Below are 21804 nucleotides of genomic sequence, written 5' to 3' on the forward strand. Positions count from 1 at the left end.
ACGACGATCACGTGGGGATCGTCGGGGGATGTTCGGGATGCGGGATCTGATTGCTCCAGCCACCGGGGACGGTGCGCCCCTGCTGCTCGCGGAAGCGGACCGGGGCGGTGCCCACCCGCCGGGTGAAGAGCCGGGAGAAGTAGGCGGGGTCGTCGTACCCGACCCGGCGGGCGACCGCGGCGACGGGGAGTTCGGTGGCGGCGAGGAGTTCCTTGGCGCGGCCGAGCCGGATGCCCAGGAGGTAGTCCTTGGGGCTGCAACCGGCGCCGCGCCGTACCGCGTTGCGCAGTTCGGCGGGGGTCATGCCGTGCCGGGAGGCGTGTTCGGCGACGGACAGCGGCTGGAAGGCGTCGCGGGCGAGGGCGGCGAGGACGGGGTCGCCGTCGGCGCCGAGGTCGGCGCGCGCTCTGCGCAGGGCGACCAGCAGTTCGTGCACGGCGGCCCCGGTCTCGACCTCCAGGAGTGGGTTCCCGCGCCGGGCGGCCCGTGCGATGCGGCTGACGGCGGCCCGGGCGCCTGCCGTGTCGGCGAGGGGCACGACGGGCCGGTCGGGCTCTATGTAGCCGAGTTCGGTGTACGTCGCGGTGGCGGGCCCGGTGAAGTCGACGAAGCTCTCGTCCCACCCGGTGTCCGGGTCGGGCCCGTAGTGGTGGGGCACTCCGGGGGTCACCCACAGCAGTGCGGGTGCGGTGACGGTCGTACGCCGTCCGTCCGCGCCGCGGAACCATCCGCTGCCCGCGCTGATGACGACGGCGACGTGGTGGTCGAGGGTGCGGGGGCCGACGGTGGGCAGGGCGCCGTGCTGGAGGCCGACGCCGAGGCAGACCAGGCCCAGCTTGTGGTGGGTGGGACTGGGGGTGAAGTAGCGCATCCAGGTGTGGTACATCCGCGTCCCTCGTCCTCGCCTCGGCCTGATCCCGGCCTGAACTTGTCTTGAACCTGTCCTGAACCTGTCCTGGTCCTCTGCCCAACCGTCCAACTTCTGTTGATCTTTGTCCATGGACCGGCTCGCCCGCCAGGGGGGAGGGTGTGTGCCTTGCCGACGATTTCCGGACGCGGTCCGGACGATGTCCGAACGACTCAGATGGGCGGGGCCCGTGGCTGACTTCACGGTGGGTGACCAGGACTTTCTGCTGGACGGGCGGCCGGTGCGGCTGTTGTCCGGGGCGCTGCACTACTTCCGGGTGCACGAGTCGGCGTGGGCCCACCGGCTGGGCATGCTGCGGGCGATGGGCCTCAACTGTGTGGAGACGTACGCCCCGTGGAACCTGCACGAGCCGGACCCGGGCCGGTTCCACGACGTGGAGGCGCTGGGCCGGTTCCTGGACGCGGCGGCGGAGGCCGGGCTGTGGGCGATCGTGCGCCCGGGTCCGTACATCTGCGCGGAATGGGAGAACGGCGGGCTGCCGCACTGGCTGACCGGTCCGCTCGGCACGCGCGTGCGCACGCGCGACGGGGCGTATCTGGGGCAGGTGGAGCGGTGGTTCCGGCGGCTGCTGCCGCAGGTGGTTCAGCGGCAGATCACGCGGGGCGGTCCGGTCCTGATGGTGCAGGTGGAGAACGAGTACGGGAGTTACGGCTGTGACGCGGCCTATCTGGCGCACCTCGCGGGCTTCCTGCGCGAAGTCGGTGTGACGGTGCCCCTGTTCACCTCCGACGGCCCGGAGGACCACATGCTGACGGGCGGTTCGGTCCCCGGGGTCCTCGCGACGGCCAACTTCGGCTCGGGGGCGCGGGAGGCGTTCGCGACGCTGCGCCGCCACCAGCCGTCCGGGCCGCTGATGTGCATGGAGTTCTGGTGCGGGTGGTTCGACCACTGGGGTACGGAGGGTGTCGTACGGGATGCCGACGACGCGGCGCGGGCGCTGCGCGAGATCCTGGAGTGCGGGGCCTCGGTGAACCTGTACATGGCGCACGGCGGTACGAACTTCGCGGGCTGGGCGGGGGCGAACCGGGCCGGTGAGCTGCACGGCGGCGAGCTCCAGCCGACGGTCACGTCGTACGACTACGACGCGCCGGTGGACGAGTGGGGGCGTCCGACGGAGAAGTTCTGGCGCTTCCGGGAGGTCCTGGCCGCGTACGCGGAGGGTCCGCTGCCCGAGGTGCCCGCCCCGCCCGCGCGGCTGCCGGGACCGGCGCGGGTGGACTTCACGGGCTGGGCGCCGCTGGAGGACGTACTGGACGCGCTGGGCGGCGAGGAGACGGAGCGGGGTGTTCCGGCGACCTTCGAGGAGCTGGGGGTGGGGCGGGGCCTGGTCCGGTACCGGGTGGAGGTGCCGGGTCCGCGGCGACCGTACCCGCTGGGGGTGCGGGGGCTGCGGGACCGGGCGGAGGTGTACGTCGACGGTGTGCGCGCCGGTGCGCTGACGGCGGAGGACGCCTACCTTCCCGAGCCGGTGGCCGGGCCCGCGACGGTGGACCTGTGGGTGGAGTCGCTGGGGCGGGTCAACTACGGCCCCCGGGTGGGTGAGCCGAAGGGGCTGACGGGGGGTGTCCTGCACGAGCGGCAGTATCTGCACGGGGTGCGGTCCCGGGGGCTGCGCCTGGATGCCTTCGAGGATGCGGGGGCGGTGCGGAAGGCGGGGTCGGGTCCGCTGCCGGTGGGGGTGGTGGCGGGGCTGTACGTGGGGGGCTTCACGGTGGCGGAGGGTGCTGATGCGGGGCTGGAGTTGGAGGGGTGGGGGCGGGGGTTCGTGTGGGTGAACGGGTTCTGCCTGGGGCGGTATTGGCCGGGGGCCGGGCCGCAGGGGGTGTTGTTCGTGCCGGGGGCGGTGGTGAGGGACGGGGTGAATGAGGTGTGGGTGCTGGAGGTTGAGGGGGGTGAGGGTGGGGTGACGGGGGTGGTGGCGTAGGGGGCGGGCCGCTTGGGGCGCGGGCCGCTTGGGGCGCGGGGCGGGGCGGGACTGGGTCGGCACCCGGTGCCGGGGCGGGTTTTCTCCCCTACCCGCCCCTTCCCGTAACCCTGCGGGGCTGTGAACGGTTCCGTGCGGGTGCGTCGTGGCTGGTCGCGCAGTTCCCCGCGCCCCTGAAATGCCCGCCCTTCGGGCGGCATTTCAGGGGCGCGCCAGCGCATCAGCCAGCACCCCAGCCTGCGCCAGGCATATCAGCCCGTCCGGCGTTTGAGGACGCGCGGGCGCAGCCCGTGCAGGGGGCAAGGGGCGTAGCCCCATCAGTGGCAGCAACCCGACGACGCACCGGTGCGAGGCGGGGGGCTGCACGACCCGTCCCCCCGCCCAGCGCCAGCGTTACAGCGTGGAGGCGGCCTTGGCGATGGCCGAGGCGAAGGTGGAGACCTCGGTGTAGACGCCCGGGTAGTTCGGGCGGGCGCAGCCGTTGCCCCAGCTCACGATGCCGACCTGGACCCATGCGCCCGCGTTGTCCTTGCGGAACATGGGGCCGCCGGAGTCGCCCTGGCAGGTGTCCGTGCCGCCCTGGGTGTATCCGGCGCAGATCTCCTCACCGGCGATCAGGGTGGGGTAGGAGGACTTGCAGGAGGCGTCGGAGACGAACGGGACCTGGGCCTTGAGCAGGTAGCGCTGCTGGGCCCCGCCCTCGCGGTTGGCGCCCCAGCCGGCGATGGTGAAGGTGCCGGAGTTGTACGACGTGTTGGTGGCGATCTTCAGCGTGGGCTGGTTGATCGGCTTGGCCAGCTTGATGAGCGCCCAGTCCTTGCCGTCGCCGTTGTAGCCGGGGGCCTGGAGGACCTTGGTGGACTTCACCTTGACGGCGCTGGAGCTCTGGAGGTCCACGACGCCCGCGGTGGCGGTGATGCTGGTGTTGTTGCCGGAGCCGTCGACACAGTGGGCGGCGGTGAGGACGATGTCCTTGGCGTAGAGCGCGCCGCCACAGCCCATGGAGAGGCGGACCATGAACGGGAACTCGCCCTGGGCGGCGCGCGTTCCTCCGACGACGGGCTGGGTGCCGGAGGTCCCGGTGGTTCCCGCGGAGGCGCCCGCGGGCTGGAGGCTGATCGCGGCGAGGGCGACGGCGCCTATGACAGCGGATCTCTTGACGGCACGGAGTACGTTCTTCAACGGAGTGCCTTTCAGTGGGGGGTTGAGAGGGAAGCGCGCTGCACGGAGCACACGGCGGAGCACGAGGCACAGGGCAGAGCACACACCGACGCAGCACTGGCATGAGCCCGTCAACGCGCTGTTGGATTATGTGGAGTTGGTCCGAGGGCCGACAAGGGTTCCGTTTCGGCCAGCGCGTGCCGGACGTCCGGCAGCAGTGATCTGGGGGCGCAGATGAGCACCGGCAGCGAGATCGAGCACGGCTTCCCGCATCTGGACACGGTGCGCAGGTCGCTGACCGCGCTGTACCGGCGGATCGGCGAGGACGGGGTGCACGCGTACGTGCCCAGCGTCTTCCCGGCGGACGTCGCCTTCTCTGTGCAGGACGATCCGCACCTGGGGGCGCAGGAGGTGGCGCGCACCCTGGTCGCCCACCTGCGGCTGCCCGACGCCCGGATGATCGTCAGCTACCGGAAGATGGAGCATGCGGCCGGGGTGGAACTGACCGCGGGCCCGGAGTACTTCATCGAGCTGAACGAGCGCTTCCTGGACCACCGCCGCGACATCGGCGCCGCCCTCGCGCACGAGATCACGCACGTCCTGCTGCACCGCCTGGGCCTCTCGCTGCCGGGTACGCGCGACAACGAGATCCTCACCGACACGGTGACCACGTATCTCGGTGCGGGCTGGCTGCTGCTGGACGCCTTCCGGCAGGACGGCGCCTCCAGCCAGAAGCTGGGGTATCTCACGCCGGAGGAGTTCGGGTACGTGCTGGCCAAGCGGGCGCTGCTGTTCGGGGAGGATCCGGCGCCCTGGTTCACCAGCGCGGAGGCGTACACGGCGTACACGAAGGGCATGGCGCAGGCGCTGCGCGACACCCGGCAGCCACCGCTCGCGGAGGCGGGCCGGCTGGCCCGGCACCGGTACGGCAAGGACCGTCGGCACGCCCTGGAGAACGGCGGCTCGGGCACCCCGGGCCCGCTCGCCCCGTACGCCTTCGAGGGCCGGCCGGCGTCCCTGCGCGTCTCGTTCCCCTGCCCGACCTGTCACCAGCGGCTGCGGGTGCCGGTGCGCGGTGCGCTGCGGGCCCGCTGCGGGCTGTGCCGCACGGTGCTGTCCTGCGACACCTGACTCGTTCGTCACTCTCGCCCACACAGCCCCTGACCTGCGGGAACGGTCGGCGGTCCGCGTAGGGTCGAAGGATGGACCACGACCCGACAGCGGGCCTGCGGGACCTGTTCGAGGCTGTGCACGGTGGCGAGGACGACGCTGTTGTACGACTGCTTCGGGCGGGCGTCCCCGCGGAGGCCACGGACTTCGACGGAACGAGCGCCCTGTACGCGGCGGCGGTGAACGACCGCCCCGGCACAGTGCGTTCCCTGCTCGCGGCGGGCGCGGACCCGGACCGCGCGTGCGGCCCCGAGGGCGGCGATCTGCCGCTGTGCGCGGCGGCGGTGGGCGGCCACACCGAGGTCGTACGGGCGCTGCTGGCGGCCGGTGCGCGCCCGGACCTGCGTGAGGAGTACGGCTTCACGGCGCTGACCTGGGCGGCGGGCCGGGGTCACGCGTCAACGGTGGCGGAGCTCCTGGCGCACGGGGCCGACCCCGATCTGCCGGGTCCTGGCGGCGAGTCGGCGCTGGTGCTGGCCGCGCGGCGCGGTTCCCCGGCGACGGTGCGTGCGTTGTTGCGGCATCGGGCGGTGGACCGGAAGGCGGCACTCGCGGAGGCGCGAGGGTGGCTGGAAAGTGACGTGGAGCATGCGGTGAGGCGACGGTTGCAACAGCTGTACGGGGTGCGTCAGGGGGACGCGTTCGCGGCGCGGCGGGTGGTGGAGGAGGGCGGCACGACGCTTGTGGTGGAGCTGTTGCGGGACGGGATACCCGTGGCGTCGGAGGAGCAGCAGACGGGGCATGCGGCCGTGGTCACGCGCCTGGAGTGCGTGGTCGGGGTGCGCACGCCCGCAGCGGAGCTGGTGGAGCGGGCGGTCCGGTCGGGGAATCCGGAGGGCAACGACTGGCGGGAGGCGGTGGCGGCGCTGTGGCAGCGGGCGGACGAGGAGACGTTCCGGGCGGCCCGTTCGTGGTGTGCGCGGGACACGACTCCCTCGGGCTTCCTCCACCAAACCTTCGCAGCGGATGTGCTGGCGAGGGTGGGGGCGCGGGATGCGGCGGTGCCGCTGTTGCGTGAATTGGCGGCGCGGGAGGGGTCGGTGTGCTTGACGCGGGCGGCGGTGCGGGCGCTCGGGCGGCACGGGGATGCGGTGGGGGTGCTGGGGAGGGTGGGGCATCCCGATGCGGGGGTGCGGGAGAGGGTGGCGAGGGCGCTCGGGCGGGTGGGGTTTGCCGAACCGGCGGTGGATGCGCTGATCGTGTTGGCGCGGGACGGGGATCTCGGGGTGCGGGGGGCGGCGGTGGAGGGGTTGGCCCGGGCGGTGGAGAACGGTGTGGTGAGTGATCCGGTACGGGAGGTCTTGGCGGAGCAGGTGGGTGCGGGGGCGCTGGGGCGCGGCGGGGCGGAGGAGGTCGGTGCGGGTGGCGCGGGGTGGGCCGGGGCGGAGCAGGGCGCGCCCGGCGCCGAGCGGGCCGCCCCCCTTGCCCGCCCGTCCCGCCCCCGGGGGGCGGCCCCGCCGCCCAAGGGGGGCGGGGCGGAAAGCGGCGCGGCCGAGGGGGACGGGGTGGGAAGTGGCGTGGCCACAGGGGGTGGCGAGGGGAGGGGGGCCCTTGCCGTCGGTGATCCCGTGTATGCCGAAGCGGCCCGGGGGTTGGCTGCGTGCCAGGACCCCCGGGCCGTGAGTGCGCTGTGGCGCGTGCTGGTGGACGGGGAGCCGGGGTCCCCCGCCCACCGGATCGCGCGGGACGCGCTCGTCCACGTACAGGATGAAAAGGTCAGGCGGCGTCTGGAGTGGACGTCGCCGCGGCTTCGATGACCGTGGCGATGTCGTTGACCGCCGCCCAGCTGAAGGCCATGGCGGGGCCAATGGTCGCGCCGGGGCCGGGGTAGGTCTCGCCCATGACGGCCGCCGAACAGTTGCCGGAGGCGTACAGGCCCGCGATGGCCGAGCCGTCCTCGCGCAGCACCCGTGCCTCGGTGTCGGTGACCAGGCCGCCCTTGGTGCCGATGTCGCCGGGGTGGACCGGGATCGCGTAGAAGGGGCCCTTCTCCAGCGGGGCGAGGTTGGGGTTGGGGAGCGTGGGGTCGCCGTAGTAGCGGTCGTACACGCTGTCCCCGCGTCCGAAGTCCTCGTCCTTGCCCGCGTCGGCGAAACGGTTGAAGCGCCGTACGGAGGAGGGGAGTTCGGGGGCCTTGATGAGCGTCGCGAGCTGCTCGATCGTGGCGGCCTGCTTCAGGAACCCGGTCTGTGTCCAGGACTTGGGGAAGGGCTGGCCGGGGAAGAGTCCGGCGAAGAGGTACCGGGACTTGGAGCGGGCGTCCAGGATCAGCCAGGACGGGACGGTCGTGGCGTCCTCGCGGTTCGCCTCGTACATCGCGTCGACGAACTGGTGGTAGGGGGCGGCCTCGTTGGCGTACCGCTCCCCCGCCGCATTGACGATGACCATGCCGGGGATGCCCCGGTCGGCGACCAGGAAGAAGGAGTTCTCGCCGGGCGGGCAGACCGACGGGGCGCCCCACACCTTGTCGAGGAGGTCGGTGGCCGCGCCGAGTTCCTCGCCGAGCCGCAGTGCGTCGCCGACCTGGCCCTCGGAGGCGTGCGTCCAGGCGCTCGACGTGGGTGCCGGGAGGTACTTCTCGCGCAGTTCCTGGTTGTGCGAGAACCCGCCGGAGGCCAGGACGACACCGCCCTTGGCGCGTACGGAGACCTCCTTGCCGTGGCGGGTGACGCGTACGCCGGTGACCCGGCCGCCGTCCTCGTCGCGGACGAGGGCGGTCAGCGGGGCCGACAGCCACAGGTCCGCGCCGTGCTTGTCCAGCGACAGCCGCAGGCGGGCGATCAGCGCCTCGCCGAGGGAGAGCAGCTTCTTGCCGGTGACCAGGGCCTTCGCGGCACGTGCGCCGACGCGGACGGAGGCCTTCCGGCCTGCCCAGGTGCGGCTGATCATGTTGACGTAGCGGAAGTCGTACGAGGTGATGGTGAGCCCGTACGTGGGCAGGCCCGCGCGGCGCATGTCGGCGGCGAGCGGCCCGAGCTTCTTCAGGTCGGCGATGCGGGGCTCGATGGAGCGGCCCTGCGCCATGCCGCCCATGGCCTCGGGGTAGTAGTCCGAGTAGCCGGGGGTGTACATGAACTGCACGTCGGTGCGGTCGTGGAACTCCTTGACCATGCGCGGCCCGTGGTCGAGGTAGGCCTCCTTGCGGGCCTCGGGTATGCGGTCGCCGACGGTGGCGTCGAGGTAGGCGCGGGCCTTGTCGCGGGTGTCGCCGAGGCCCGCCTCGTCGAGGTGGAAGTTGGTGGGCACCCAGATCGCGCCGCCGGACAGGGCGGTGGAGCCGCCGTACTTGTCGGTCTTCTCCACGACGAGGGCGCTCAGGCCGCGCAGGCGTGCGGTGAGGGCGGCGGCCATCCCGGCGGCTCCGGAGCCGACCACGACGACGTCGTAGGTGTGGTCCCAGGCCGGGGACACCGAGGTCTCCGGGGAGTCGGTCGACGGAGAATCGGTCATGTGAACACTCCGGTGGCGTAGTCACTGCGGAAGTAGAGCAGGGGCGATCCGTCGGGGCGCGCGTCCAGGTCGAGGACGCGGGCGGTGATCACGTAATGATCACCCGCCTCGTGGACGGCGTACAGCTCACAATCGACCGTGGCCAGCGCGTTCTTGATGCGGACCGCGTCGTTGGGGGTGCGTTCCCAGGCGACCCCGGCGAACTTGTCGGGGCCCCTGCGGCCGAGGGCGGCGCAGGTGTCGCTCTGGTCGTCGGCGAGGATGCTCACGCCGAAGCGGCGGGCCCGCTCGACCTTGGGCCAGCTGCTGGAGTCCTTGCCGACGCAGAGCAGGACGAGCGGCGGGTCGAGGGAGAGCGAGGCGAAGGACTGGCAGGCGAGGCCGACCGGGGCGCCGTCCTCGTCGAGGGCGGCGACGACGGTGATGCCGCTGGCGAAACGTCCCAGCACGTCGCGGAAGCGGGCGGGGTCGACGGGGAGGTCCCCGGCGGCCGGGCCGGGTCCGGGGGCCGGACCGGTGGCCGGACGTTGCTCGGCGGACGTGCCGGTGGCCGGGCCCTCCTCGGCGGACGTGCCTGCCGCAGGTCCGGCCGGACCGGCCGGGACGCTCGTGGCGTCCCGGTCCCGGTCGGTCGGTTCACCCGAAGGGGTGAGGGAGGCCGGGAACTCCCCTGCGGCTCCCGGCCGTTCTTCCGGTACGAGGTGATCAGTGGAGGGGTGGCCCGTCAGCCGTTCCACTGGTGGCCCCAGAAACTGTCCGAGGTCATTTCCTTCGCCACCCAGTCGGCGGGGTCGACGATCAGTCCGTCCCAGCCGTACTCGACCTGGAAGCCACCCGGCGCCTGGGCGTAGAAGGAGACCATGTGGTCGTTCGAGTGACGGCCGAGAGAGGAGGCGATCGGCACTCCGGCCTTCTGCATGCGGTCCAGGCAGTAACCGACGTCGTCGAGGGTTTCCAGCTCGACCATGAAGTGCACGATGCCGGGCGGCAGCGCGCCCGGGTAGAGGCCCAGGCTGTGGTGGCGGCGGTTGGGGCTGAGGAAGTGCATCGTGTAGAAGTCCTGGCCGGGCGTGCCGGTGGGCACGGCCACGGGCGGCAGCTTCATCGAGTCGCGCAGCTGGAAGCCGAGGACGTTCTCGTAGAACGCCAGGGTCTCCTCGGTGTCCGGTGCGGGGACCACGACGTGCCCGAGCCCGAGGTTGCCGGCCTTCGGGGTCGAGGTGACGAAGCGGTTGCCGTACGGGGTGCCGAGCGGGCTGTGGTCCTGGGCCTGGCCCCAGAAGATCTCCAGCGGGTTGCCGCTGGGGTCCTGGAGGTGGATGAGGCCCTGGACGCGGCGCTCGGCGAGGGTGGCGGCGTCGGCCTGCTTGACGACGACTGAGGCGGCCTCCAGTTCGGCGGCGGTGGCGGCGAGCGCGGCGGCGTTGGCGACCTCGAACCCGGCGGCGAGCAGGCGGTCGCTCTCGCCGGAGACGATCTGGAAGCGGTGGCTGCGGTCGTCGATGCGCAGGTTCAGCTGCTGCTCGGTGGAGCCTTCGGCCTCGACCATGCCGAGGATGTCGAGGGTGTAGGTGCGCCACTCGTCGAGCTTGGTGGTTTCGAGGCGCAGGTAGCCAAGAGCGCGGATGTCCATGGGAGTTGGCGGCCCTTCGAGGCGTCGGATCGGAGAGGAACGGGGGTGGGCGGTGGCGACAGTGACGGTCAGTGGGTGAAGAAGTCGATCGCCAGGCGGTTGAACTCGTCGGCCTGCTCGCGCTGGGCCCAGTGGCCGCAGTGCGGGAAGACGTGCAGGCGGGCGTTGGGGATGGCCTTGAGGGCGAGCAGTGCGCCGTCGAGGGGGTTGACCCGGTCCTCGCGGCCCCAGGTGAGCAGCGTGGGCTGGCCGATGCGGTGGGCCTCGCGCCAGAGCATGGTGTCCTCGGGCCACCTGGCGAAGGAGGCGCCCATGCGGGCGTTGCCGAGGGCTGCCTCCGGGTCGGTGGCCTGGGCGTACCGCTCGTCGATCAGCTCGTCGGTGACGATGGCCGGGTCGAAGGCGAGGGTGGTGAGGAAGGTCTTCATCTGTTCGCGGGTCGGCGTGGCCGAGCCGCTGAACTCGAAGAGCCGCTTGATGCCTTCGGTGGGGTCGGCGTGGAAGAGGTTGATCGAGATGCCGCCGGGACCCATCAGCAGCAGCTTGGCGACCTTGTCCGGGTGGTTGAGGGCCATCCTGGTGGAGGTGCCGCCGCCGAGCGAGTTGCCGATGAAGTGGGCTTGGTCGATGCCGAGTTCGTCCATCAGGGCGGCCACGGCGTCGGCGGCGTAGGAGAAGAAGTCCTTGTCGAGTTCCGGCTTGTCGGACTTGCCGTAGCAGGGCTGGTCGACGAGGAGGGTGCGGAAGTGCTCGGCGAAGACGGGCAGGTTGGCGCCGAAGTTGGACCAGCCGGAGGCGCCGGGGCCGCCGCCGTGCAGCATGATCACGACGGGGGTTTCGGCGGTCGCGTCGGCGGGTGCGGCCTCGTGGTAGTGCAGGGTGAGGCCGGCGGCCTTGGCGGTGCGGGAGGTGGACGCGTAGGTCAGGTCGGTGGTGCTCACAGCATCGTGTCCTGGATGTCGAGGCCGAGGGCTCCCTGGCCGAAGAGGACGAGCGCGCGCTCGGGGTCGTTGGCGGCGTGGCCGCGGCCGGTGTGGGCGTCGCGCCAGGCACGCTGGACGACGTTGGAGGCCTTGTTGCGCATGGCGCTGCCGCCCGCGTTCTCCATCAGGAGGTCGACGGCGGCGACCGAGCGCTCGGTGGCGAGGACCTGGTCGCGGCGAGTGCGGGTGCGCAGTTCGATCGGGATCTCCGCACCGCGCACGGCCAGGTCGTACAGATCGCTGATGTTGCGCTCCAGTTGGAGCCAGCAGGCGTCGATGTCGCTGGCGGCGCGGGCGATGCGGACCTGGGCGAAGGGGTCTTCGGAGACCTGCTGGCCGTAGGAGACGCGGAAGCGCTCGCGGGTGGCGGAGACGTACGCCTCGTAGGCGCCCTCGGCGATGCCGACGATCGGGGTGGAGATGGTGGTGGTGAAGACGGAGGCGTACGGGAGCTTGTAGAGGGGCTCCGGGTTGACCTCCTGGCCGGGGGTCTTCAGGGCGGTGACCGGGCCGAAGCTCAGGGCGCGGTGCTCGGGGACGAAGACGTCCTCGCAGACGACGTCGTTGGAGCCGGAGCCGCGCAGGCCGACGGTGTCCCAGACGTCGTTGATCGTGTAGTCGCTGCGCGGGACGAGGAAGGTCCGCATGTCGACCGGGCGGCCCTCGGCGTCCTTGATCATGCCGCCGAGCAGGGCCCAGTCGGCGTGGTCGCAGCCGGAGGAGAAGTGCCAGGCGCCGGTTATCTTGAAGCCGCCCTCGACAGGGGTGACCGTGCAGGTCGGGGCGTACGAGGAGCTGATGCGGGTGTTCGGGTTCTCGCCCCACACCTCGTCCTGGGCGCGGACGTCGTAGAGGGCGACGTGCCAGGGGTGGACGCCGACGACCGAGGCGACCCAGCCGGTGGAGCCGCAGGCCTTGGCGATCTCCTTGACGGCGGTGTAGAAGAGCGCCGGGTGCGCGGCGTGGCCGCCGTAGCGCTTGGGCTGGAGGAGGCGGAAGAAGCCGGTGGCCTCCAGCTCCTTGATGCTGGCCTCGGGGACCTTGCGCTCTGCCTCGGCCTCCGCGGCGCGCTCGCGCAGCGTCGGGGCCAGTGCGCGGACCGCCGCGAGGACTTCGAGAACTGCTTCGTCACCCATGCGTGTCGCCTCTCGGGATGTGCGGGATCGAGTGGAGTGGCCAGAACGTACGCCGCGTGGTTCGGGCACGAAATACCGGGTTCCCACTGAGCGGGAAGGGCGGTGGGAGGGGGTTTCGGCACGGTCCCGGCCCCCGGCCGGGCACCGCCCGGGACCCCGGCCGGGAATCACCCCCACCCCCTCCGACGTATGCCGAAACGAAATACCTCAGTACGACCCCTTCCCCCCGGAGCGAACCCCGTGACAGGGTCGCTCCAAGGCCGCCCGCACGTCCGCAATGTCGCGGATGCGTACCGCACACAGGGGTTCCTCTGATGACTGATCTCATGCCCGAGCACGCGACGTTCGCCGAGATGATGACACGTGCAACCGCTGAGCATTCCGCCCAGGGGCAGCCGCCCGCCGAACAGCCGCTCTCCCTGCTGGAGAAGGCCGCGAAGGTGCTCGGCGCGTTCGACGGGCCGGAGCCCCGGCTCTCCCTCACGGAGGTCGTACGGCGCTCGGGCATCCCCCGCTCCTCCGCGCACCGCATCCTCGACCAACTGGTCGGCCTGCGCTGGCTGGACCGGGAGGGCCGGGACTACCGGATGGGCATGCGCATGCTGGAACTGGGCGCGCTCGCCTCGCACCACAACCGGCTGCGCCGCGCCGCGCTCCCCCGCCTGCACGCCCTGCACGAGCAGACCGGCCACCTCGTCCACCTCTCGGTGCTGGACGGCACGGAGGTGGTCTACCTGGAGCGGATCGGCGGCCTCGACGACACGAGCGTGCCGTCACGGGTGGGCGGCCGGATGCCGGCCTACTGCACGGCCGCGGGCAAGGCGGTCCTCGCCTTCAGCGAACCGGACGCGGCGGAGCACGTGATCGCGGCGGGCCTGCGGCCGCGAACCCCCTCGACGCTGGTCCGACCGGCGTCGCTGCGCCAGGAGTTGGCGGCGGCCCGGGACCGGGGGCTGGCCTTCGACCGGGAGGAGGCGTTCAGGGGAGTGGCGTGCGTGGCGGCTCCGCTGCGCGGGGCGGGGCGGGCGGTGGCCGCGATCTCGGTGTCGTGCAAGGGGGGTGCGACGGCCCACCGCGAACTGGAGCGGCTGGCACCGGCGGTGCTGGCGTGTTCGCGGGCGGTCTGGCGGGAGTTGTACGGGCCGGGGCGGGCCCGGATCCGTGCGGCCGAGGCCACCCCGGTGCTGCCGCCCGCGCCGGAGCACCGGATGTCGGAGCAGGCGATGGACAACATGATGGGGTGGCTGGGCCGCAGCGAGTGGATGTAGGACGGACCGGGCCGCGGCGAGAGGTGCGGGACGGACCGGGTCGCGGCCGGTGGATGCGGTACGGACCCGGCCGCAACCGGTGGTGCGGGACCGACCCGGCCGCAACCGGTGGTGCGGGACCGACCCGGCCGCAACCGGTGGTGCGGGACCGACCCGGCCGCAACCGGTACCTGAAGAGCCTGTTCAGCAGCCGTACTTGACGAGGTCGAACGTCTTGTAGTGGTCGCCGGTGTAGTAGTCCTCCTGCGCCTTGTCACCCGTCACGATGCGCTTCGCGCCGCGCGTGGGCGCGCCCGGGGTGACGACCGTGTACTCGTGGTAGTACCCGTTGCTCTGGCTCGGGAGGACGCCCTCGCGGTTCTTGAAGACGGTCCCATCCTGCTCGTACGGGTAGGGGCCGCCCTTCTCGATGAGGTCCAGGGTGTCGTGCGCCTGGGCCGGGAGCTTCGAGTAGCAGATGTCGCCGACCGCGTTGACCTGCGGGGAGGCGAGGGTGGCCGGAGCGAGGGCGGCGGGGGCCGGTGCGGCGACCGCGCCGCCCGCCAGGAGTGCGGACGTGAGGGCGAAGGCGGCGCCGACGCCGGCGATGCGCGGGGCCATTCGTGGGGGGATTCGCATGCCCTCATTGATGCGCGTAGAGCGGACCGGGGTCAACGCGAACTCCCGCGAATTCCCCGGACGTTCACTTCCCTCCCCCTACTCGTAGGTGATCTCCACACGGGCGCTGAGCGGCACCGTCTGACAGGCCAGCACATAGCCCTCTGCCAGGTCTTCCTCGTCCAGCACGTCATTGCGCAGCATCTTCACCTCACCCGACACCACCCGGCAGCAGCACGCACTGCACGCCCCCTCCCGGCAGGAGAACGGCGCGTCCAGCCCCGCCGCCAGCATCGCGTCGAGCAGCGGAACGTCCTCGGCCCACCCCACTTCGTGCGCCTCGCCGTCCAGCGAGACCCCGGCGACGTACGACCCGTCCGAGGCGACCGCGACCGGCTCCCGGTCGAACACGTCGTCGGCCAGCGAGAAGTACTTCTCCCGGTGCACGACCCGCGCCCCCGCCCCCCGCAACGCCTCCTCGGCGGCGTCCATCAGCGGGGCGGGCCCGCACAGATACGCGTCCCGCGCGGCGTACGCGGCGAGCGCCGCCCCCAGCATCCGTGCCGTGGGCAGCCCTTGCAGCGACTCCAGCCAGTGCACGACCGCGAGCCGCCCGGGGTAGGCCTCGGCCAGCCCCCACAGCTCGTCCCGGAAGATCACCGACCCCTGGTCACGGTTGGCGTACAGGAGCACCACGCTCCCCCGCCCCGCGGTCAGCACGGACTTGAGGATGGACATGCACGGTGTGATGCCGCTGCCCCCGGCGACCAGGACCACGTCGCGGTCCAGGTCGGCCGGGGTGAAGGTGCCGGCGGGCGGGAGCACCTCCAGCTCGTCGCCCGCCGCCACCTCCTCGCAGACCCAGCCGGAGCCGCGTCCGCCGGCCACCCTCTTCACCGTGACCTTCATGGGCTCCCCGGTGTGCGGGGAGCTGGCCAGGGAGTAGCACCGGGCGGCGCCGCCCGGGATGCGCACCGTGAGGAACTGGCCCGGGGTGTACGGAAGTTGTGCGTCCAGCACGAGCGACACGGCGTCGTCCGTCTCCCGTACGACCTCCGCCACCCGTACCGTCACGGACCCGCTCATGCCCCGCCCACCTCCAGCAGCCCCAAGGCCACGGCGGCGTCGATGGAGTCCCGGAGTTCCCCGCAGGACCGCACCCGGGCGCTGAGTACCCCGGCCGCGACCTTCTCCCTGATCCGGGGACAGACCTCGGCGGCCTCGTCGGTCCACTGCACCTGGGTGTGGGCGGGACTGAACTTCTCGCACAGGACTTGATTCCCACAGGTCCCGCACTCCACCGCACGCATCACGAACCGCCCCCCTCAACACCGGCCCCGGCGGCACCGGCCCCGGCCCCCGCAGCACCGGCCCCGGCTGCGAGCTGGGCCTCCGCCGCCTTCCGCGCGGCGATGTTCGCCTCGGCCTCGGCCCGCCACGCCTCGTTCGCCCGGGTCGTGTCGATCTCGAACTCGAAGCGCCGGACCATCTCGTCCTTGACGTCGGCGGCGTCCACGTAGAACTGCTCGTACCAGCGCCGCAGTTGGTAGACCGGACCGTCCTCCTCGGTGAGCAGCGGGTTGTCGATCCGGGTCTTGTTCTTCCAGATCTCGACGTCCTGCTCGAAGCCGACGGCGAGTCCCTCCGAGGTGGCCCGGGCCGCCTGGGAGGCCTGCTCGTCGGTCATGCCGGGGAGCTTCTTGACGATCGCCCCGTACATCAGCATGAAGCTGTTCTCGTCGATGGGGTAGTGGCAGTTGATGAGGACGGACTCCATCTCCAGCCCGCCGCCCACGTCGGCCCACAGCTTGTCGATCATGTACGACGGCCCGTAGTACGAGGCGTCGGAGCGCAGCCCGCCGGACGCGGAGAGCGTGCCCAGGTCGATGTCGGGGCGCGGCGAGGACTCCATGTACTGGGTGGCGACGTGCCCGTCGAAGACGTTCTTGAAGTACTCGGGGAACGCGTAGTGCACGTAGTAGAAGTGCGCCATGTCCACGACGTTGTCGACGATCTCGCGGCAGTTGGAGTTGTCGACGCGCAGCGCGTTCCAGGACCAGTCGCTCCATTCGCCCGCCTCGGGGCCGTGGATGCCCTCGATCTCGGGGATGGTGATGTTGTCGGTGGGCTTGGAGCCCTCCGGGTCGTTCCACACGTACAGCTGCTTGTTGCGCTCCAGCGTCGGCCAGGCGCGGGTCTTGGCGCGCGGGGGGACGCGGCGGGCGTACGGGATGCCCGCGCACTTGCCGTTGCCGGACCAGCGCCAGTCGTGGAAGGGGCAGGCGACGGCGTCGCCCTTGACGGTGCCGTGGGCGAGGTTGCCGCCCATGTGCGGACAGTAGGCGTTGAGGACGTGGAGTTCGCCGTCGTCCTCGCCCTGGAAGACGACCAGCTTGGTGCCGAAGGCCTGGATCTCGTGCGGCTTGCCGTCGCGGAACTCCTCGGCGAGGCCGATGCAGTGCCAGCCGCGGGCGAAGCGGGTGGGCAGCGCGGCCGCCTCGATGACGCGGACTTCCTCGTCGGACTGCTGCGCGGCGTTGGACTGCGGCGCGGCGTTGGACTGCTGCGACAGGCCGGGCTGCTGCGCCACAGCGGATGTTTGCGACACGTCGGGCTGAACAGACATGGTTCTCCCCCTACTTGATGATCGCGTTCGGCGACTGGCTGGATTCTGCCGCCAGTTCGACGGCAATGTCGATCAATTGGTCCTCCTGGCCGCCGACGAGCCTGCGCTCGCCCGCGCGGAGGAGGATCTGGGCCCCGGAGACGCCGTAGCGCTCGGCCTGCCGGTAGGCGTGCTTGAGGAAGCTGGAGTAGACCCCGGCGTGGCCCATCATCAGCGACATCCGGTCGAGCAGGCACTCGTCGTCCATGACCGGCCGTACGACGTCCTCGGCCGCGTCGATGATCTTGAGTACGTCGACGCCGGTACGGATGCCCATCTTCTGGCAGACCGCGGCGAAGGCCTCGACGGGGGTGTTTCCGGCCCCGGCGCCGAGCCGCCGTGTGGAGCCGTCGATCTGGAGGGCGCCCGCGCGGACGGCGGCCACCGAGTTCCCGACGCCGAGCCCGAGGTTCTCGTGCCCGTGGAAGCCGACCTGGGCGTCCGCTCCGAGCTCCGCGACGAGTGCCGCGACCCGGTCGGTGACGTCGTCCATGACCATCGCGCCGGCCGAGTCGACGACGTACACGCACTGGCATCCGGCATCCGCCATGATCCGCGCCTGCTGGGCGAGGTTCTCGGGGGTGGTCGAGTGGGCCATCATCAGGAAGCCCACCGTCTCCAGGCCCATCTCGCGTGCCAGCCCGAAGTGCTGGACGGAGATGTCGGCCTCGGTGCAGTGGGTGGCGATCCGGCAGACCGAGCCACCATTGCCGTGAGCGGCGCGGATGTCGTCCTTCACCCCGAGCCCCGGCAGCATCAGGAAGGCGATCTTCGCCTGCTGGGCCGTGTCGACGGCGATCTTGATGAGTTCCTGCTCGGGCGTCTTGGAGAACCCGTAGTTGAACGAGGAGCCGCCGAGGCCGTCGCCGTGCGTGACCTCGATGACGGGCACCCCGGCCCCGTCCAGGGCGCCGACGATGTTCCGTACGTCCTCGCCCGTGAACTGGTGGCGTTTGGCGTGCGAGCCGTCGCGCAGCGAGGAGTCGGTGATGCGGATGTCGAGGGCGTCGGAGTACGTCCCGGTCGCGCTCGCGGTGTACGTCCTGCCGGTGCCGGTCATGCCTGCATCCCCTTCGCGAACTCCTCGCCGACCTTGGTGGCGGCGGCGGTCATGATGTCCAAGTTGCCTGCGTACGGCGGCAGGAAGTCCCCCGCCCCCTCGACCTCCAGGAAGATCGCGACGCGTGCCATGCCGCCGTTCATCGCGGACGGCTCGTCGAACTGCGGCTCGGTGCGCAGCCGGTAGCCGGGCACGTACGTCGCGACGTCCTCGGCGACCTGCTTCACGGAGGCGATGATCGCCTCGCGGTCGGCGTCCTCGGGGACGGCGCAGAAGACGGTGTCGCGCATGATGACCGGCGGGTCGGCGGGGTTGAGGATGATGATCGCCTTGCCCCGCTCCGCACCTCCGATCTCCTCGATGCCGCGCGAGGTGGTGCGGGTGAACTCGTCGATGTTGGCCCGGGTCCCGGGCCCGGCGGAGACGGACGCCACCGACGCGACGATCTCCGCGTAGGCGACCGGCACCACCCGCGAGACGGCGTACACCATGGGAATGGTGGCCTGCCCCCCGCACGTGATCATGTTGACGTTGTCCTGGTCGAGGTGCGCGGTGAGGTTCGCGGGCGGCACGACGGCGGGGCCGACGGCGGCGGGGGTGAGGTCGATCGCCTTGATGCCGAGTTCGCGGTAGCGCGGGGCGTTGGCCCGGTGGACGTACGCGCTGGTCGCCTCGAAGACGATGTCCGGCTTCTCGTCCTGCGCGAGGAGCCAGTCCACTCCCTCGTGGCTGGCCTCGACACCCAGCTTGCGTGCGCGGGCGAGGCCTTCGCTGACCGGGTCGACGCCGATCATCCAGCGTGGCTCGATGTGCTCGGAGCGCTGGAGCTTGTAGAGCAGGTCGGTGCCGATGTTGCCGGAGCCGACGATGGCAGCGGTGGCTTTCCTGGTGGGGGCGGGGGCTTCACGGTTCATCGCGTACGTTCCTCAGCTGAAGGAGAGGGAGACGGAGCCGAGTCCGGAGAACTCGGCGGTGTAGGTCCGGCCGGCGACCACGTCGACGGCGCGCGTGCAGGACCCCGGCAGCACCACGTGCCCCTTGCGCAGCGGAACGCCGAAGCGGGCGACGGTGCGGGCGAGCCAGGCGACGGAGGCGGCGGGGTCTCCGAGGACCGCGTCACTGCGCCCCTCAGTGATCCACTCGTCACCGCACCGCAGGGTGGCGTCGATGGCCCGCAGGTCCAGCTCGCGCGGGTCGCGCCCCTCGCCGATCACATAACCCGCCGACGAGGCGTTGTCCGCGATGGTGTCCGCGATGCCGATCTTCCAGTCGGCGATCCGGCTGTCGATCAACTCGATGGCCGGTACGACGAGTTCGGTCGCCGCGAGGACATCCGCCACGGTGCAGCCCTCCCCCGGCAGGTCGTCCCCCAGCACGAAGCCGACCTCGACCTCGACACGGGGCGCGCAGTAGCGGGCGGCGGGCACGGGCCGGTCCTGGTGCAGCTCCATGTCGTCGAGGAGGTGCCCGTAGTCGGGCTCGTCGACGCCCATCATCTGCTGCATCACGGGGGACGAGAGCCCCACTTTGTGGCCGGTGATGCGCGCTCCGGCGGCGGTCCGGTGCCGGATGTTGAGGAGCTGGATCTCGTACGCGTCCTCGGTGGAGATCCCCGCGAATGCATCGCTGGCGGCGAGGGGCGGTACGGGCGTACGACTGTGCTCGGCGGAGCGCAGCAGCTCCGCGGCCTCCAGCCTCCGGCGGTCGTCGAGCATGGGGGCGGTCCTCCAGGGCGGTGGGGCGGTGCGTTCCGGCGAGGCTAAGGGCGACCGGCGACGGCCCGGGAGAGCCAATTCCCACTGACCGGGAAAGCCCGACCGGCACCTGCCGAAGCCCCGATTCCCCGCCTCCCGCGACCTCGTCGCGCCCCTGTCCGACCCTCGCGCCCGGGCCACGGCCCGGCGGGCCCGGGGGGGACGTACACGGCCCGGGTGGTAACCGGCGGGACCGGTGATACCCGCCGCTCCGGTGGGACGTACGGGGCCCGGGCGGTAACCGACGGAGGGCGGGTGGGCCCAAGTGGCGTCCGGCGGGACGAGCAGGGCCCGGGCGGTAACCGGCGGGGGGCGGGTGGGCCCCGGGGGGGGCGCCCGCCGGGACGTACAGGGCCCAGGCACTAACCCGCGGGGGACGGGTGGGCCCCGGGGGGGGCGCCCGCCGGGACGTACAGGGCCCAGGCACTAACCCGCGGGGGACGGGTGGGCCCGGGTAGCGCCCGGCGGGACTGGCGGGCCCGCCGCACCCGCATGGGCCGGTGGGACCCCGCCCCGGCAACCTCCCCGAGCCCCCGTCCGACCCCGCGCCCCGGCATGGCCCGGCGGAACGGGCGGGGTCCGAGTGGTACCGGTGGGGCTGGTGGGGCTGGTAGGGCCAGCCGACCGGGACCGGCAGGGACCCATATGGCCGGCGGGAACCGCCGCTCCGGTGTGGGCCGCCGGGCCCCCGTCCCCCGCAGCCTCCCCGAGACCCCGTCCGCCCCACACGCACATGGCCCGGCGAGACCCGGCGCTCCGATGCGGGCCTGGGACCCGTCGGTCCCGTGGCCGGTGGGACCCCGCCCCGGGGACCTCGCCGAGCCCCTGTCCGACCCCCGCGCCCCGGCACGGCCCGGCGGAACGGGCGGGGTCCGGGTGTACCGGCGGGGGGGCGGGGACGGGCGGAGCCCGGTGGGGGCCGGTGGGGGCCGGTGGGGGCCGAGTGCGGTCAGGTGAGGGGCAAGCAGGGGTCCGCCCCCCTACAGCAGCGGCTCCCGGAACAGCTCCCGCAGCCAGCGCGCCGCGTCCGTGCCCTCGTCCGCGCCCGTCGTGGCCCCGGGGAACAGTCGGCCCCAGGCGCCCGCCCGGGACACCGCGCCCAGCCGACACGCCAGGCTCACCGCGCGCCGCAGTTCCGCAGGGGTGAGACCGTCGCCGGTCCACGGCTCCAGGTACGCGTCCCGCAGACGCGGCAGCGCGGCGGCGCCGAAGCGGCCGTGGGCGACGCGGGTGTTGACCAGGAGGCTGGCGAAGGGGTGCCCGACGACGGCGTCCCCCCAGTCGAAGAAGGCGTACCGGTCGGGGTGCCCGGCACTCGGGGCGAAGACCTGGTTCTCATGCAGGTCGGAGTGGTCGAGCGCATCGGGCACACCGAACCCCGCCAACTCCGCACACCAGTCCGCGACTTGGGGAACCTTGGCGAGCAGGTCCGCCCGCTCCCGCCCGTCCAGCCCGGCGCACCGGCCCACCATGCGCTCGTACGTCTCGACCAGCGCACCCGTCCGCAGGCTCGGCACCCCCAGGGCCTCCGCCCTGTCCGCGTACGGAATCAGGGCGCGCTGCATCGCTGCGTACTGGCGCAGGGGCTCCTCCCACGCACGGGGGTCGGGCTCACCCGCACCGTCGAGCACGTCGGCGAACAGGGTGCCGCCGTCCGGCCACAGCGCCCACCCCCGCCCGGCGTCGACGGCGTACGGGTGCAGGACGTGCTCCGGCACCCACCGCGCGAGCGCCTCGCCGAGTCCGGCCTCGAAGGCGGAGGCGGGCGGGTTCGCCTTGAACCAGGCGTTGCCGCCGCCCCGCAGGGGGATGCGGACGAGTACCGACCAGGGCCTGATGCGTACGCCGCGCCGCCGACCGGTGTCCTCCCGGAGCCCGGCGTCCGCCACCGCCCGCTCCGCCCAGGCGAGGGCTTGCCGCTGCCAGTCCGGGTCGTCCCACGGGGTGCGGGTCGTGGCGTAGTCGCCCAGGTCAAGGGTGGGAGAGAGGTCGTTCATCGGGCCATCCCACCACCGGGGCGGCGTCCGCATCCAGTCGATATCGGCGGGCCGGGAAGGCCCGGCGGTTTCGTCCTC

19 protein-coding genes are annotated in these 21804 nt (G+C 72.3%); 4 read left to right on the top strand and 15 right to left on the bottom strand.

All coding sequences use genetic code 11. The features are described from left to right. Nucleotides 1-7: 7 nt before the first annotated feature. Complete coding sequence (locus ACIO3O_RS21265; protein WP_401748066.1) at nucleotides 8-886, bottom strand: helix-turn-helix domain-containing protein; 879 nt, start codon at nucleotides 884-886, stop codon at nucleotides 8-10. A gap of 211 nt (nucleotides 887-1097) precedes the next feature. On the opposite strand from ACIO3O_RS21265, the gene ACIO3O_RS21270 reads away from it, so the two are divergent. Continuing rightward, a complete protein-coding gene (locus ACIO3O_RS21270; RefSeq protein ID WP_401748068.1) occupies nucleotides 1098-2852 on the top strand; it encodes a beta-galactosidase family protein in 1755 nt (584 codons plus the stop codon). A gap of 393 nt (nucleotides 2853-3245) precedes the next feature. On the opposite strand, the gene ACIO3O_RS21275 is transcribed toward ACIO3O_RS21270, so the two are convergent. After that, nucleotides 3246-4034: a S1 family peptidase gene (locus tag ACIO3O_RS21275; RefSeq protein WP_401748070.1), complete on the bottom strand. Its 789-nt coding sequence runs from the start codon at nucleotides 4032-4034 to the stop codon at nucleotides 3246-3248. A 213-nt stretch (nucleotides 4035-4247) separates the two neighbouring features. On the opposite strand from ACIO3O_RS21275, the gene ACIO3O_RS21280 reads away from it, so the two are divergent. Together ACIO3O_RS21280 and ACIO3O_RS21285 are read left to right on the top strand one after the other, a co-directional pair. Beyond that, entirely contained in the window at nucleotides 4248-5144 is an 897-nt protein-coding gene (locus tag ACIO3O_RS21280; protein WP_401748073.1) for a hypothetical protein, read from the top strand. Between the two features lie 71 nt (nucleotides 5145-5215). Beyond that, complete coding sequence (locus tag ACIO3O_RS21285) at nucleotides 5216-6940, top strand: ankyrin repeat domain-containing protein (RefSeq protein WP_401748075.1); 1725 nt, start codon at nucleotides 5216-5218, stop codon at nucleotides 6938-6940. Here the strand turns inward: ACIO3O_RS21285 and ACIO3O_RS21290 are convergent. From ACIO3O_RS21290 to hsaA, 5 genes are all read right to left on the bottom strand, one after another. Beyond that, entirely contained in the window at nucleotides 6900-8633 is a 1734-nt protein-coding gene (locus ACIO3O_RS21290; RefSeq protein ID WP_401748076.1) for an FAD-dependent oxidoreductase, read from the bottom strand. The genes ACIO3O_RS21285 and ACIO3O_RS21290 overlap by 41 nt on opposite strands. Then, the gene (locus ACIO3O_RS21295; RefSeq protein WP_401748079.1) at nucleotides 8630-9370 is read right to left on the bottom strand and encodes a flavin reductase family protein; all 741 of its coding nucleotides are present in this window, start codon (nucleotides 9368-9370) and stop codon (nucleotides 8630-8632) included. The genes ACIO3O_RS21290 and ACIO3O_RS21295 overlap by 4 nt, the downstream gene beginning before the upstream one ends. After that, nucleotides 9358-10266, bottom strand: a complete 909-nt coding sequence (locus tag ACIO3O_RS21300; protein ID WP_401748081.1) for a VOC family protein — start codon at nucleotides 10264-10266, stop codon at nucleotides 9358-9360. The genes ACIO3O_RS21295 and ACIO3O_RS21300 overlap by 13 nt, the downstream gene beginning before the upstream one ends. 68 nt (nucleotides 10267-10334) lie before the next feature. Next, a complete protein-coding gene (gene hsaD, locus ACIO3O_RS21305) occupies nucleotides 10335-11207 on the bottom strand; it encodes a 4,5:9,10-diseco-3-hydroxy-5,9,17-trioxoandrosta-1(10),2-diene-4-oate hydrolase (protein ID WP_401748082.1) in 873 nt (290 codons plus the stop codon). After that, on the bottom strand, nucleotides 11204-12385 hold the full coding sequence (gene hsaA / locus ACIO3O_RS21310) for a 3-hydroxy-9,10-secoandrosta-1,3,5(10)-triene-9,17-dione monooxygenase oxygenase subunit (protein ID WP_401748085.1): 1182 nt from the start codon (nucleotides 12383-12385) through the stop codon (nucleotides 11204-11206). Before hsaA ends, hsaD begins: the two co-directional genes overlap by 4 nt. A gap of 314 nt (nucleotides 12386-12699) precedes the next feature. Here hsaA and ACIO3O_RS21315 point away from each other — a divergent pair, with 314 nt between their 5' ends. After that, the gene (locus ACIO3O_RS21315) at nucleotides 12700-13653 is read left to right on the top strand and encodes an IclR family transcriptional regulator (protein WP_401748088.1); all 954 of its coding nucleotides are present in this window, start codon (nucleotides 12700-12702) and stop codon (nucleotides 13651-13653) included. Between the two features lie 183 nt (nucleotides 13654-13836). Here ACIO3O_RS21315 and ACIO3O_RS21320 read toward each other — a convergent pair whose 3' ends face one another. The 8 genes from ACIO3O_RS21320 to ACIO3O_RS21355 form a co-directional block, all read right to left on the bottom strand. Beyond that, nucleotides 13837-14271 (bottom strand): ribonuclease domain-containing protein, encoded by a 435-nt coding sequence (locus ACIO3O_RS21320; protein ID WP_401748089.1) that lies wholly within the window; start codon nucleotides 14269-14271, stop codon nucleotides 13837-13839. Between the two features lie 78 nt (nucleotides 14272-14349). Continuing rightward, entirely contained in the window at nucleotides 14350-15336 is a 987-nt protein-coding gene (locus ACIO3O_RS21325; protein WP_401748092.1) for a 2Fe-2S iron-sulfur cluster-binding protein, read from the bottom strand. Next, nucleotides 15333-15560, bottom strand: a complete 228-nt coding sequence (locus ACIO3O_RS21330; RefSeq protein WP_401748095.1) for a hypothetical protein — start codon at nucleotides 15558-15560, stop codon at nucleotides 15333-15335. The genes ACIO3O_RS21325 and ACIO3O_RS21330 overlap by 4 nt, the downstream gene beginning before the upstream one ends. Beyond that, entirely contained in the window at nucleotides 15560-16876 is a 1317-nt protein-coding gene (locus tag ACIO3O_RS21335; protein WP_401748098.1) for a Rieske 2Fe-2S domain-containing protein, read from the bottom strand. The genes ACIO3O_RS21330 and ACIO3O_RS21335 overlap by 1 nt, the downstream gene beginning before the upstream one ends. A 10-nt stretch (nucleotides 16877-16886) precedes the next feature. Continuing rightward, complete coding sequence (gene dmpG, locus ACIO3O_RS21340; RefSeq protein ID WP_401748101.1) at nucleotides 16887-17975, bottom strand: 4-hydroxy-2-oxovalerate aldolase; 1089 nt, start codon at nucleotides 17973-17975, stop codon at nucleotides 16887-16889. After that, nucleotides 17972-18889, bottom strand: coding sequence for an acetaldehyde dehydrogenase (acetylating) (locus tag ACIO3O_RS21345; protein WP_401748103.1), 918 nt, complete (start codon nucleotides 18887-18889; stop codon nucleotides 17972-17974). Before ACIO3O_RS21345 ends, dmpG begins: the two co-directional genes overlap by 4 nt. 12 nt (nucleotides 18890-18901) lie before the next feature. Next, nucleotides 18902-19690, bottom strand: a complete 789-nt coding sequence (locus tag ACIO3O_RS21350; RefSeq protein WP_401748105.1) for a 2-keto-4-pentenoate hydratase — start codon at nucleotides 19688-19690, stop codon at nucleotides 18902-18904. 1019 nt (nucleotides 19691-20709) lie between these two features. Further along, nucleotides 20710-21726, bottom strand: coding sequence for an aminoglycoside phosphotransferase family protein (locus ACIO3O_RS21355; RefSeq protein WP_401748107.1), 1017 nt, complete (start codon nucleotides 21724-21726; stop codon nucleotides 20710-20712). Nucleotides 21727-21804 lie beyond the last annotated feature (78 nt).

The organism is Streptomyces sp. NPDC087440 (genome assembly GCF_044744005.1).
In the GTDB taxonomy this organism is placed as follows: Bacteria; Actinomycetota; Actinomycetes; order Streptomycetales; family Streptomycetaceae; genus Streptomyces.